Consider the following 14,523-nt stretch of genomic DNA (forward strand, 5'->3'; position numbering starts at 1 on the left):
TATAATATGAAATTAGCAATAGCATTATTAACCGTTACACTTTTCCTGACAGGATGTGAATTTTTGGGATCTCAGAAAGAAACCACAAAAAAAAGTGCAGCGGCAAATCCGGATGGAACTTTTATCCAAAAAAAACATTTTAACAACGATCCTTCTTCTCCGGTGGAATGGAAAGTTTCACTCATGAAAAACGAAAAGGGTGAAACGGTCAGACACGGTGTTAGTATTCGTTACTCAAAGACAGGGAATGTGTACGAAAAAATAAACTATGTAAACAACAAAAAAGAAGGTAGTCGATATACCTACCATTCTAATGGAAAGATATGGAAAGTACAGGAATACAAAAGTGGCAACTTAAACGGTACTTGTAAAAGGTACGACCGTAGTGGAAACTTAACAGCCGAATATTACTACAAAGGAGGTATGGTTGGTACGGGCTTAAAAGAGTATACCAATCTCGGGAAAGAACGTGAGCAACCTGCTTTGAGCATACAAAAAATTGATGAAATCAGATCTGCTAACATGTATAAGTTAAAAGCTTCGTTGCTTGGGGAAGGTGCTAAAAGAATTAAAAATGTAGAGTTTTATGAAGGGAAACTGATCGAGGGAAAATATTTCCATAAAAACTTAACCTTATGTAATTCTAATTCCGGAAAAACCGGGATGTTTAATTATCAGGTTCCCAAAGGAGCAATATTGGATAAAACCTTTAACATTGTTGCTATAGCAACTATGTCCAGCGGCATGAAACTGATACTGCAAAAAAAAGTAAGCGTTTCGGTAAGGGGTGTGTAATTGTTGATGTCGAATTTAACAAGGGTTCGGGTGATGCTTGTAATAATGCGTTAGAAAGAGCCAATTTACAATCAACTGTTCTTACATTAGGAGATCATTCTTTTAGAGATAAACCTAGTTTAACAAGCATTAATCTCGATAAGATAGTTACCACATGAAGTAATGTTTTTGCTAACGGTATAGGTTATTCAACAGTAGGTGGATTATCAAATTGTATTACTGTAGGGGATTAAACATTTTCTCAATGTCTTGGAATTGCATCATTAGAAGTTCCATCTGTTTTATGATTGGAAATGCGGTAATATCTGTTACTTGTGGCACTTATAAAGTTGTAGGTGTTACAAGTATTAATATGGCAAATACAGTTACCTCAACTGGGACAATATTTTTAGGTAAACTATGGGATTTAACAGAAGTACAGGAGAATGGGGCGGACCCTCCAAGTGTTAGCGTTAGTGTTTCTAATTTTGTTTGGGAGTAGAGATTTTATTGAGGGGAGTATAACTTTATATGTACACCTAGACACAGAAGGGTTTTATGAGGCGCATGATTTATGGGGATAAATTCCAGATGATGGATTATAGAGGGAACATATACAAACTTTGTAATTGTGTAAGATATAGATAAAAAACTTATATCACTTTTACAATGAAGTTAGCATTCGATGTCCCAACTGACCCCGTACAAGAATAATGGTATATCAATGAAAGGTGTTAACGAGCGTAGTGAACTCAAGGCTAGAGACATTAAAAAGTTTGTACTTTGATTTCATATGGTGCGCAATCGATTGCATTCGTTTAAGATTAGTACTATGGTTAGGTATTTTTTACATGCAAATACTGATTGTAATAACGAATAGGAATATAGGTTTCTTATTTGAGTTAACGTGATAAAGAATATAAAAAAAAGAATTATGTGGTTGAAATATATAGTTAAAAATTGGCTATTTCTTTTGTGTATATATGTTTCACCTATTGATTTGTTAGGTCAACATTATATGGTTGAGTTGGCTCCGGGAGAGGACTTATTTCAGGCTGTAGGTCAAAAATACGGAACGGGAGATGTATTGGTGAGCGGTAAGTTCTTTGAAAATATTTATGTGAACGACCTCGGACATCCCTATTTTAATCAGGATGAGTATAAAAAAGGACATATAGTAATTCATAATTTAAAATTTGAAGATTTAAAGCTAAAATATAATGTATGGGATCAGACATTATTAGTTCAAAGGAATAAAAACTCCAACTATAAGACATCGTATATGCCTCCGGTAGATTTTATTTCAGAGTTTGTTATTGATGGTCACCAATTTAAGAAGTGCAATTTGAATGGAAAAGGAAATTGCTTTTATGAAGAAATATATAATGGAGATATGAGTTGTTTGTGTTATTGGGAAAAAGATCGGTCTGAGTCTGCTCATAAAGTCTCGTTTATGGCACATAAGTTTTCCGAACAGAAGAAAAAATTCTATCTGATATCAAATGGGACTCACTATATCTTTAAAGGGAAAAAAACATTGATAAAACTTTTCCCGGAGCATAAAAAGCAGATATCAAAGTATATAAATGAACACGATATAAAACAATACAAATTAACGGGAACCGACATGGCAAACCTGCTTGCTTTTTGTGAAAAGATATCGAAAAACGGTTAAAACAGGAAAATTCATTATACAATCGGTATCACATCAAAGTTAATAAACAGATTTTATGCAAAAAAACACCTTAATTTTTCTGCTAACCATAGTAAGTTCTTTTGTTTATGGGCAAAAGGATTTAGTGACGCTTTCGGTTTCATTAAAAAATGCCACATTTAGTGAGTTTGTTGCCGTGGTTGAAAAGCAAACTTTATATCATATCCAATATAATGATGTATGGGTTAAAGATTTAGAGGTCAGTGTTTCCGGGGTGAATTTGGAGCTTTCAAAGGTGTTAAATGACATCCTTCAAAAAAGAGGCTTAAACTTTTATATCGATAAACAAAGAAACATCATCATATACCCCGGGGAAAGAATTGTAGAAAAACTTCCCGATTATTTTTCAAAAATTAATTTATACCAATCAACTATTACCGAAACGGATGATGAATATACTGAAGCAGAGAAAAACTATATTGAAGGAAAGAAGTTCATCAGCCCAACTGTCATTAAAGTAGGTGAAGGAAAAAGGTTCACGAATGGCAAAAGATGTGCGATTCGCGGAAAAATAACCGATCTGGAAACAGGGCATGCTTTAATAGGTGCTACGGTTTATATCGAAAATGAGGATATTGGGGCGGCAACTGATATCGACGGTTACTTTAATTTAATATTAAAGCAGGGAGAATATGAAGTAGTTGCCCGGTCAATGTCAATGAAAGAAAAGAAGTTTTATCTTGATGTATATTCTGATGGAGCTTTTTCCATAGCGATGGAAAAGGAGAATTTTAGTATTAAGGAAGTAAAGGTAGTGGTTGGAGCCAACAATAATGTGACCGGAATGCAGATGGGATTTGAGCGCATGACAAGTAAAAGCATTAAAAATATTCCGGTTGTAATGGGAGAGCAGGATATCCTGAAAATAGCGCAAATGCTTCCCGGAGTTCAAAGTGCCGGTGAAGGGTCTTCCGGATTGAATGTGAGAGGGGGAACGGCCGACCAAAACATGTTTTACATCAATAAAATTCCCATATATAACACATCGCACCTTTTTGGTTTCTTTTCGGCGTTTAGTTCTGATGTAGTGAACGCTTTTTCTTTATATAAAAGTAATATACCCGCAAAATATGGAGGTCGTTTATCTTCCATATTTGATATTAATACACGTAGTGGTAATAAAAAGGAACTCTATGGAAAAGGGGGGATTAGTTTTGTTACCGGACACATGGCTGTAGAGGGACCTATAAAGAAAGATAAAAGCACCTTTGTGCTAAACTACAGAGGTACATACTCAGACTGGTTGTTATCAAAGATTGACGATATTGATATTCAAAATAGTAATGCAGCCTTTTATGATTTAAGCGCATCTTTTAATACAGAGATTAACCAAAAGAACTCTTTAAAAACATTTTTCTATAGGAGTAAGGATGAATTTTCACTGGCTTCAACCGATGATTACTATTATGAAAATACAGGCGTTTCAGTCAATTGGAAACATTTGTTCTCTTCCTCACTAAATGGTGATGTATCTTTGGTACATAGCCAATATCTGAACAAACACAATGGCAAAGACAATCCGTCAGAAGCTTATACGCGGGAGTTTAAGCTGAACCATTCAGAGTTAAGGGCAGACCTGATTTATAATACAAAGAAAGACCACTTGATTTCATTTGGAGTAAACTCCATATTCTATCATCAGGATAGAGGAGATGTTTTACCGTTTAATAATGAATCTTCACGAGTTCCAATAGAAATGGGTAAGGAACGAGGTGTAGAATCGGCTCTTTATGTCAGCGATGAGTTTTCACTGTTACCAAAGTTGAAAATAAATGCCGGATTACGATTCAGTATGTTTTCATATTTGGGAGCAAAGGATGTAAATGTATATTACCCGGATTCACCTATAGATGAAAATAATATCAAAGAAACTAAGTCTTATGGCTCAGGAGAGGTAATAAAATCATATTCGAGCCTGGAACCGCGTCTTTCGCTTAATTATCAACTAGGCATTAACAATTCGGTAAAGGCTTCTTACAATAGAAACAAGCAATATGTATTTATGCTGAGCAATACAATTGCTATGGCGCCAACGGATATGTGGAAGCTTGCCGACTATCATTTAAAACCACCGGTTTCCAATCAGTTATCAATAGGTTATTATCATAATATGCCCGGAAGTGGTCTCGAAGCATCTGTTGAAGTGTATAAAAAATACATGAATAATATAGTTGAGTATAAGGATGGTGTGGACTTTCTCTCGGGAGACCCAACTGAAATGTTATTGCTGCAAGGGAATCAGGATGTTGAAGGTTTGGAATTTATGCTTAAAAAACCAAGTGGTGTGTTCTCGGGAAGAATGTCCTATACTTATTCAAAATCAATGGTTAAGGTGGATAATGATTTGCCGTCAGAGGCGATTAACAACGGAAGGGCATATCCATCTAATTATGACCGGCCACACAGTTTTAATCTTACCGCCACATTACGTTCAAATATGCGCCTGAGTTTTTCAACCATTGTTGATTATAGTACGGGTAGACCCATCACATACCCCATTACATCTTATCAGTCAAACGGTCAGGAGATACTGTATTACTCTGATCGTAATGGATATAGGATACCGGACTATTTTAGGGTAGATTTATCGGTAAACCTGGAAGGTAATTTACGCCGAAAGAAAGCGATACATAGCTTTTGGACGTTAAATATCTATAATGTTACCGGCCGAAAAAATGCCTATTCGGTGTACTACGAATCGAATAATGGCGATATGCAGGCTTATAAATTATCCATATTCGGACAACCTATCGTCAGCCTATCATGGAATTTTAAATTTGGGAACTATGCTAAAGAATAAGTATTTATCAATAATATATCGCAATAAGCTCATTAAAAATATGGTGTTTCATTCCATACTTTTAAGCAATTATAAGTTGCTGCGGACTGCAACTGTGTTCCTATTGAGTGTGATGATATACGGTTGTATTGAAGTATACAATCCGCCTATTCAGGGTAATACGGAGTTTTTGGTGGTGGATGGAAGTATTGTTAAAGGCAACAGTATACAAACAGTGTTGGTATCCAAATCAACTTCTCTTAATGAAAGTGCTATCAATTGGGTATCTGGATGCACTGTGTGGGCAACCAATGCCGAGGGCGAGGAATTTACCTACGAAGAAGCAAGCGATGGTAATTATCATGCTGAAATACCGCCAGAGGCACTGCCGTTTGGAAGTCAGTTTATGATCAACGTTATCACACCAGAAGGAAAAGAGTATGCCTCCGATTTCGAAACGCTCTATGAAAGTAGCCCTGTGGATAGCCTCTATTTTATTGAGGAGGCATATCAATCATCATCCTTAACAAGTCAGAGTGGTTTGCAATATTATGCCGATCTAAAAGCAGAGGAAAGTGCAACTGGCTATTATCGATGGATATTGGAGGAAACATGGGAACATCATTCGCCATATTTAATAGCAGAAATGCGTTATTCCGATGATTACACGGGCAGTATTTATTTTGAAGAACCTACGGATAGTTTATCGGTTTGTTATACTACAAAGGAAGTGTCGGATTTGTATACAGCATCAACAGATAATTTATCATCTAATGAGAAAAAGAAAATTCCTCTAATCTACGCTTCGGGCATCAAATTAAATTATAACTATAGTGTTTTGGTTAAGCAGTATGCAATGAGCATGACGGCTTACGATTATTGGAGTAAGACACAAGTAATTGTTTCAGAAGGAAGCGGTTTACATCAAACCCAACCAAGTTCAGTAACGGGTAACATTTGTAACGTGAACGATGCGGATGAGGTAGTTTTAGGTTTCTTTTGGGCAGCTTCATACTCAGAAAAACGATTAAATTTTAAAGGCCCGCTAAATGAAATGCTTAATGAAAATTGTGAACTCGAAGAATATGATCCGGATGACCCACCACTTTATGAACCAATTTATTTTGATGTCAATGGTATGATAGCATCTCCAATTTGTTTTGATTGTACCTATGGGGGAGGATCATTGATTAAACCAGATTTTTTTGAGTAGTAATTCAAATATATCATTGATATAAAACTTAGCTAATGAATAAAAGCACACATATTTTATATACCGTTGTTTTCCTATTGAGTTTATTTAAAATAACTGCTGCTCAAGAAGTGAAACAACCTTCGCATATACCAATAATGTCGAATATGCTTCATGAGGAGGTCACTTTATTTACCGACCGTTCCATTTATGCGGTAGGAGAAGATATCTTTCTACAAGCTAATTATCGTAAAAATATTGTTTCAGATAGGGAATTTAGTACTGTACTTTATGTTGAATTAATAAAACCTGATGGTATGCCAGTTCAACAATTAAAATGGCCTATCGATGGAAATAAAGCAGTTGGGACTGTGCAAATCCCCAATAATTTGTTGACCGGTATTTATTATTTAAAAGCATATACGAGGTGGATGAGGAATTATCCTACTGAATCATATGCTTATTCACAAGTGAAGATTATAAATCCGACCAGCCCGGTATTAAATCAAAATCATAAACGAAGCGAAGATTCTATAAAATATTGTGAGGTAAGTGAAATTCCAAACTTTGAAATTAACCTGGACAAGTTGAAGTATTTACCAGGTGAGAGAATTAATGTTGAATTGAAAACGGATAATAATAGTGGCCAAGTAAACAATTATTGTGTTGCAGTGGTGAAAGAAGGTGCCAAAAATTTGACGGAAACATGTATAATCCAAAACTATAAGAACCCTGGTGAAGGAGAGGATGCTTATTTTATGCCAGAGATAAATGGACTGGCTATAAGTGGAACAGTACTGAATTCAACAGATAAACAACCTGTTGATAATGCATTGGTTAGTTTGGCACTATTAGGTAAAAATCCGGTTTTTGAAATAGTATATACTGATATTAAAGGTCGTTTTTATTTGCAAGTACCGGATAAAACTGGCGCTGATGAATTATTTATTAATGCAGAAAAGAATGACTTGAATCTTACTATAGAGATCGATTTGGATTTTTGTAATCGTGCGGTAAATTTGAATCATGTTGAGTTCTCTCTTTCTGAAAAGGAGAAACTTGTCGCGGAGGAGATTTGTATTAATGCACAAATAAATCAGTTGTTTGAGAGTGTAAGCGAACTTGATAATACCAATGTAGAAAAGGATGGGGTAAGTTTTTTTGGTGAGCCTGACAAAACTTTTTACACAGAAGAATACATAGACCTTGTGAGTATTAAGGATTTTATCCATGAACTAATACCGGAAATAAAGAATGCAAAAGAAAAACTGACTTTATTCTCTAATAATGGTCAAATAAATAGTTTACGTTCTCAGCCTTTTCTTTTGTTAGTAGACAATGTTTCTATATCGGATGAGGATGTTTTTTTAAATATTATTACATCCAAAGTTGAACGTATTGAATTAATTAATAGTGGTTATATAGTAGGTGATCAGGCCTATTGCGGTATTATTAGTGTTTTTTCTAAGAACAACGATATGGCAGGTGTTGAGTTACCTAAAAACGGGATGTTTTTTAAATGTGCATTACTCGACAAGAATAAAAAAGTTATAGGTGCTGAATCGGAAAATCCAGCAGATAGCATTAGCCCAGACAGAAGAAACTGCCTTTTTTGGGATTCAAATTTGATTTTTAATGACGCGCTAACACAGTATTATTCATTTTCCACATCTGATATTCCTGGAACCTATCAAATTATAGTACATGGAATAGATAAGAATGGTGAAGAATATCAAGTAAGTAAGATAAGTTTTGAAGTTGAGAAGTAAAATATAGAAATACAATCGTACATCGAATTGTTAAGTTTTTTTTACTTGACGGTGTGCTTTTTGATAAATACGAGGTGATTTTGGTAATGTAGGTATTTATTTCAAGTTAAATATAAAGGACAAGCCATTCTGTTCTTTTCCGAACTTAATATTTTATACCGACGATGAATACGTAAAAATGCGTAATTGTTAACCTATCAAAGTATTATAAATAGTAAGTGCAGGCAAAAAAGATATTGTATGAGAAGCAAATATCGGTTTGCTAAGTATTTTATTAAACTGTAATCAACAGGCATGAAAAATATTTTTTGGATTATTCCAGTATTATTTTGGGCTTTAGGTCAAGCCCCAAAGTAGAGGTTGTTGATAAAGGAACAGATAATGTGGTAAAAAAAATATAATGAATGGGAAATATTGGCCGTGACCACGCCGGCAACTGTTTCCATTGAAAAAACAAAGCAAAGCCTGATGCTTGTAGGCGATCAACCCGTGGTTGTGAAAATTCCGGTTACAGCCTACTTTAAACCGGGCAAAATGCATTTGTTCCGGCAGGATGGTTCGTATATTGAACGTAACGGTAATATGAACAGACAAAATATATACCAGGTGGAGTTTCGATTGGCAGAACCTTGTAAAAAAGCTCTAATCATTTCAAACTAACATAAGGTGTGAAAAAATAAAAACATAAATAAAGGTTCGATACTATTAATTATATTTTATATGAAATTGATTTTAAACAAAACAAAACAAAATAACATGAAATTAAGTAAGATATTAACTTTGTTACTCTTGATGTTTTTCACTTTGCATTCCTCGGCTTTTTCAAGAACCGTTAATTCACTGAAAGAATTATTGCCATACCTGGATGATGACCATGTGAATGTGGTTTTAAAACCGGGAACCTATTCAATTACAACGGAAGATATCAAGGGGGGAACATACGGAACAAGTGATTGTGAAGACAGGGCTAAGATTTTGTTGCTTTTTTCGGGAAGTAACAGTACATACGATTTTACCGGTGTAACCCTTAATATTGAAACCGCTGTATTTAATTGTTTTGGAAAATACAGGGTGCATGAGGTAGTAGTAACCGGTAACAACAATGTTTTAAAAAATCTTACCATGGTAGATGTTGGTTCGGTGTATGATGGACCCAATAAAGGAGCATTAGGGGTATGTATGGATGGAAAAGATAACCTTATTGAAGGCTTTCACATGACGGTTAAAGGATCCTATCCATATGGTTATGGCGATGCTTTTGGTAAAGGAGGCAAGAACAATATGATAAACCACCGTAAACACTCTGCTTTTCTTGTGCGTGGTTTACGAAATCATGCAAAAAACTGTACCATCATTCATCGATCATATGGACATTGTATGTTTATGCAGGCGGCCAGTTACCCAACCATCGAAGGTTGTGTTATTGAAGGAGCCGTGCGTAAAACAGATGATATGCTGGCAGAAACATCAGGTCCGGCATTCGATATTGATTTTATGACTACCTGGGGATATAGGCTGCCAGCCGGATATATGCTTAGTCTGGGAGAAGCAGGTATTCGTGCGTATAATGGGGGCACTACTATTATTGATGGCGAAATAATTAAGAGAGGAACTGATAATCCTACTATATTGAATTGTACCATTAAAAATATGCGCACAGGCGTAACAGTTGCCCATGCTACCGGAAAGAAATATGTTGAAGGTTGTATTGTTATTGGATGTGAAAACGGCTATTCTTTAGGAAATGGCGATGTGGTTAATTGTAAAGCCGATTGTGCTTATGGGCCTGTTTATGCGAGCACTTATGGAAATGACAAAGGTTATCATGCGGATATTACCATCATACCTGCTGAAAATGGCTACTATAACGGATCTGGTAGTGTAGCATATATTGGTGGGAGTGGTCATAAGATTACCCTGAAAGGATCATCTGAAGCTGTTGAAAATGGGTTGCGCATAATGGTTGGTGGGGATAAAGGAAACATTCGTTTATTGAACGGAAATTTTCCGCACCAAAATAATTTTAAAGGGGCAGATTTTGAATTGAATAACCTAACTGATTATCCGGTTTATCTCTCGCCTAAGAGTTCAGGAGTTAAGGTAAAATCAAAAGGTAAAGTGATTGACGAGGGTATTGGTAACCAAATAAAATAAGTTTTGGCAGGAAAACCCCAAGTACTGCGTTACGCCGGCCTAAAAATACGCATTCCGAGTATGTTTTGTTTCAATTAAAACCTACTAAACCTATTTCGGGACTCCGTTTTTTCAGGCTTGGCTGTACAAGCCTTGTTTTTGAGGCTTTCTTGTTAAAGACTTGAGTAAAGGTAAGTTTTCTTGCAGGTGCTAAACTAAATCCATCATCTAATTATATAAAATCACAATGAATTTAAAATCAATTATAGGGTTGCTTATTGTATTGCTAGGATTAGGTGCATGTAACAACTTTCATCCGAATGACTATAGGAACAGTAATTTATCTGATGCCCAACGTGCCGAAAACCTCTTGAGTCAGTTAAACCTTCAGGAAAAGATCAGCCAGATGCGTATTTTTCATTCCGGTAACCGTATACATCTTAATAAAGAAGGGGAACTTGATGTAAATGATGAGGCAAAAGAGTATATCGAAAATGGAATTGCAGGCATTAAGAATGCAGGAACTGCATATGAACCAAAGCAAGGTGCTATTTTGTGCAATAAACTTCAGAAATATATAATAGAGCACAACCGTTTCGGTATTCCTGCGATGTTTATTATAGAGTGTTATAATGGCGTGGAAGCCAAAGGGAATACACATTTTAGCAGGCCACTGACCATGGCTTCGTCGTTTAATACGGAGCTGGTAAAGCAACTGTGGGACGCACTTGGCCGGGAAGCACGGATACGTGGCCTTCATATGTGTCATTCTCCCGAGGCAGACCTGGTTAGGGATCCTCGTTTTGGTCGTATGACGGAAACATTTGGCGAAGACCCCTATCTGACCTCTCGCATGGTGGTAAGCGCGGTAAAAGGTGTGCAGGGCCATAACTTGGGCTTAAAAAGCACGCATATTGGTGCCGTAACCAAGCACTTTGCCGGATATGCACAAGTGCAAGGAGGAAAAAACTTTGCTTCTATGCAAATGTCCCCCCGAAGTTTTGTTGACGAAATATTACCTCCCTTTAAAGCTGCCGTAAAAGAAGCTAAAACGTTGGGTATTATGGCATCGCATGCCGATATAAACGGAGTTGCGAGTCATGCCAACCGAAAGTTGCTTACAGACACTTTAAAAAATTACTGGGGCTTTGATGGATACGTGGTTTCCGATGCCACAGATATTGAGCGCCTTCACCATTTTATGAAAGTAGCTGAATCATTTGAAGCTGCTGCAGAAATGGCGCTTAAGGCAGGGATGGATATCGATTTATATGGAAATGATGGTTATGCCTTATTGGAAAATATGGTGGAGGATAAACCGGAATTACTGGAATTAATTGATGATGCCGTAAGGCGGGTGTTACTCACAAAATTCAAGTTAGGTTTATTCGATAACCCGTATGTAGATGTTTCTTTGGCACTTCAAAAAACAAGAACAAAAGAAACGTTGGATTTGGCGCTAGAAGTCGATTTGGAATCCATAATACTGTTAAAGAATGAAAATAGAACACTACCCATGCATCCTAAGGCCTATAAGCATATTGCAGTCATTGGTCCCAATGCCGATAAAGAAAATATTACCGCGATTAAAAATCAGCTTCCGGAGGGGGTTAAAGTGAGTTATGCCAAAGGATGCGGAATCAGCAAGCCGGTGCGAATGCCCACCCTTTATAGTTTAGAAGAAGATAAGCCATTGATCAAGGAGGCCGTGCAACTGGCAAAAAAAGCGGATGTTGTTTTGTTGTTTGTAGGAGGGGACCATAAAACGGCCAAAGAGGCATACTTTGTTTCCGACGAATATGGCGATCGGGCAGAACTTAATCCCGTAGGGCAACAAAATTTATTATTGGAAGAACTTAAAAAGACAGGGAAAAAAGTGGTGGTTATTTTGGAACACCGGCGAACCCTTTCGATTGTTGATATGGCAGAAAAGGCTGATGCCATTATCGATTGTTGGGATTTAAGCGAAAGAGGAAAAGAAGCAATAGCAAAAATATTGTTCGGAGAGGTCAACCCTTCGGGAAAACTGACGGTTACAGTGCCCCAATCAGTAGGTCAGCTTCCAGCTTATTATTACCAAAAGCACATTAATTATAAAAAAGGATATCTGTTCGCTAAAAACCAACCTTTATTTCCTTTTGGGTTTGGTTTGAGTTATACTCAATTTCGTTATTCAAACCTGAGTATATCGGATACGATAGTAGGTATTGGAGATTCGGTCCAGGTGAGCGTGGATATTACCAATGTTGGAGATGTTGCAGGAAAGGAAGTGTGTCAGATATACCTGCAAGATGAATATGCCACGGTACTGCAACCAATTCGAGCCCTAAAAGGATTTGAAAAAGTTACGCTTAAGCCTGGAGAAACACAAACAATCAAATTTAATTTAACGCCTGATAACATGTCATTTACCGGTATTGATATGCAACAAAAAATAGAAGCGGGCAGGTTTAATGTTTTTGTTGGCGGATCTTCCGATACCGATCAAATGTTGAGTTATAATTTAAGGGAGTAATATTGTATGAATAATTGACCGTTGAGTTAGTGGCATCAGGGAAGAAGGGGTAAGTTTACAGTGGTTACTGAAAAAGAAGAGAATTCAAATGCTTTTAAATCCGATGTTGAGGCAGCTTATTTAAATGCGCTAATTTCACAGGAAACGGGATTGACTTCCACTCAAAAGAAGGTTCTAGTGCTCCTGAATTATCATTGTTGGTAACAGAGTATCACATAGGAATTGAAGATCACAAAGCGGAAAATATTCGTGTATTTCCAAATCTGTTAAAAAATAAAGCGCAAGTAATGCTTGGACAGGGGGGGTATGGGCGTATTGCAATTTATAATTTAATAGGCAGTAAATTAGATTTAATAAGTGTAAATGTTTTTGATGTTAAAGCAGAACTTGATTTTAGTGAGTATGCAAATGGATTTTATTTAATAGCTTGTGAAAAAGATAATAATGTACAATTGATTAAAGTTATTAACGAAGAGTAAATATCTTGCAGGCTAATTTATTAATATGAAAATTAAATCTTGGGATAGCATTCTTAAATCCGTAATTAACCTCGTTTTAATCGGATTATTACTACTTTCTGCCGGGGCTTGGAGAGGACGTGTATTTGGAATTTCTTTAAAAGATAAAGTAAGTAAAGAATATATCGTTGGGCTTGAGCCTGAAGATTGTAAAAGCTTTTTCCCTAATGTAGATGCCATGAAAAGGGTAAACAATTTTCAGTTTAATATTTTCAATCATTCAGATGTATTAATAGGTTATGCTTTTACTTATAAAGGAGAACATGGCTATGGAGGTCGTGTGCCTGTTATAACTTTTACTGATGTTAATGATACGATATGCGGTATTCTGTTGGGAGAGAATTATGAAAGTGAAAATTATCTGGCTGATGCGGTAAAAAAAGGCATTCTAAAAAAATGGAACGGTCTTCAACGCAATCAAATAAAAAGTTTACCGGTTGACGCCGTTGCCGGAGCCACAATTACGAGTCATGCTATTATTTCGGGAGTACAAAATTCAGCTGCAACAATTCAGGTTAAGCCAAAGTTTAATTTTTGGAAGGTCGAGAATATTGTTTCCTTGCTGCTCTTGGTCGTCCTTGTCATTGCCTGCTTTCTTCCTCAAAAAATGATGAAATACAGAACTGTACTGCAATTGTTAACAGTACTTGTTTTTGGTTTCTGGCTAGGAAGGCTGATCTCGTTTGTTCAGATCATAAATTGGTTATCGGGAGGCGTTAACTGGCAGCTCCAGTTGATCATGATTATTCTGGTGGCCTCGGCGAGTGTAATCCCAATCGTTTTTGGTAAAGCTTTTTATTGTTCATGGGTGTGTCCTTATGGGGCAGTGCAGGAACTATGCGGGAAAGCGTGTTCAAAAAAGATTCGGATTTCGCCCAGGGGAACAAAAATTCTGAAGCCTTTGAGGGAGAGAATATTTTTGGTTTTATTGGTGAGTTTATGGACAGGATACTCATATGATTTAACATTAATAGAGCCATTCACCATATTTTCCATAACAAAAGTGAGCCTTTGGGTTATTGGGTTCGCCTCATTCTTTCTGGTGCTGGCAATGTTTGTTCCCAAAGCCTGGTGCAGGTTCTTTTGTCCTGTCGGATTTATGCTGGAATGGATTCGTAAATAAATAATA

General features: G+C 36.5%; 11 protein-coding genes. All 11 read left to right on the top strand.

The features are described 5' to 3' along the window. The first annotated feature begins 6 nt into the window (after positions 1-6). Positions 7-795 (top strand): toxin-antitoxin system YwqK family antitoxin, encoded by a 789-nt coding sequence (locus ACT29I_RS13145; protein WP_444793645.1) that lies wholly within the window; start codon positions 7-9, stop codon positions 793-795. A 244-nt stretch (positions 796-1,039) separates the two neighbouring features. Then, entirely contained in the window at positions 1,040-1,276 is a 237-nt protein-coding gene (locus ACT29I_RS13150; protein ID WP_444793646.1) for a hypothetical protein, read from the top strand. 432 nt (positions 1,277-1,708) lie between these two features. After that, the gene (locus ACT29I_RS13155) at positions 1,709-2,449 is read left to right on the top strand and encodes a hypothetical protein (RefSeq protein ID WP_444793647.1); all 741 of its coding nucleotides are present in this window, start codon (positions 1,709-1,711) and stop codon (positions 2,447-2,449) included. 55 nt (positions 2,450-2,504) lie between these two features. Further along, on the top strand, positions 2,505-5,288 hold the full coding sequence (locus tag ACT29I_RS13160; protein WP_444793648.1) for a TonB-dependent receptor: 2,784 nt from the start codon (positions 2,505-2,507) through the stop codon (positions 5,286-5,288). Beyond that, positions 5,275-6,480, top strand: coding sequence for a DUF4249 domain-containing protein (locus ACT29I_RS13165; protein ID WP_444793649.1), 1,206 nt, complete (start codon positions 5,275-5,277; stop codon positions 6,478-6,480). The genes ACT29I_RS13160 and ACT29I_RS13165 overlap by 14 nt, the downstream gene beginning before the upstream one ends. Before the next feature lie 35 nt (positions 6,481-6,515). Further along, positions 6,516-8,228: a hypothetical protein gene (locus ACT29I_RS13170; RefSeq protein ID WP_444793650.1), complete on the top strand. Its 1,713-nt coding sequence runs from the start codon at positions 6,516-6,518 to the stop codon at positions 8,226-8,228. A gap of 414 nt (positions 8,229-8,642) precedes the next feature. Beyond that, positions 8,643-8,888, top strand: a complete 246-nt coding sequence (locus ACT29I_RS13175; RefSeq protein WP_430933888.1) for a hypothetical protein — start codon at positions 8,643-8,645, stop codon at positions 8,886-8,888. A 96-nt stretch (positions 8,889-8,984) separates the two neighbouring features. Next, positions 8,985-10,382: a hypothetical protein gene (locus ACT29I_RS13180; RefSeq protein WP_430933889.1), complete on the top strand. Its 1,398-nt coding sequence runs from the start codon at positions 8,985-8,987 to the stop codon at positions 10,380-10,382. A gap of 226 nt (positions 10,383-10,608) precedes the next feature. Further along, a complete protein-coding gene (locus ACT29I_RS13185) occupies positions 10,609-12,876 on the top strand; it encodes a glycoside hydrolase family 3 N-terminal domain-containing protein (RefSeq protein ID WP_444793651.1) in 2,268 nt (755 codons plus the stop codon). Between the two features lie 197 nt (positions 12,877-13,073). Next, a complete protein-coding gene (locus ACT29I_RS13190; RefSeq protein WP_430933891.1) occupies positions 13,074-13,355 on the top strand; it encodes a hypothetical protein in 282 nt (93 codons plus the stop codon). A gap of 25 nt (positions 13,356-13,380) precedes the next feature. Then, on the top strand, positions 13,381-14,517 hold the full coding sequence (locus ACT29I_RS13195; protein WP_444793652.1) for a 4Fe-4S binding protein: 1,137 nt from the start codon (positions 13,381-13,383) through the stop codon (positions 14,515-14,517). The last annotated feature ends 6 nt before the right edge of the window (positions 14,518-14,523 follow it).

The sequence above is a fragment of the Saccharicrinis sp. GN24d3 genome (assembly GCF_052400645.1).
Taxonomy (GTDB): Bacteria; Bacteroidota; Bacteroidia; order Bacteroidales; family Marinilabiliaceae; genus Saccharicrinis.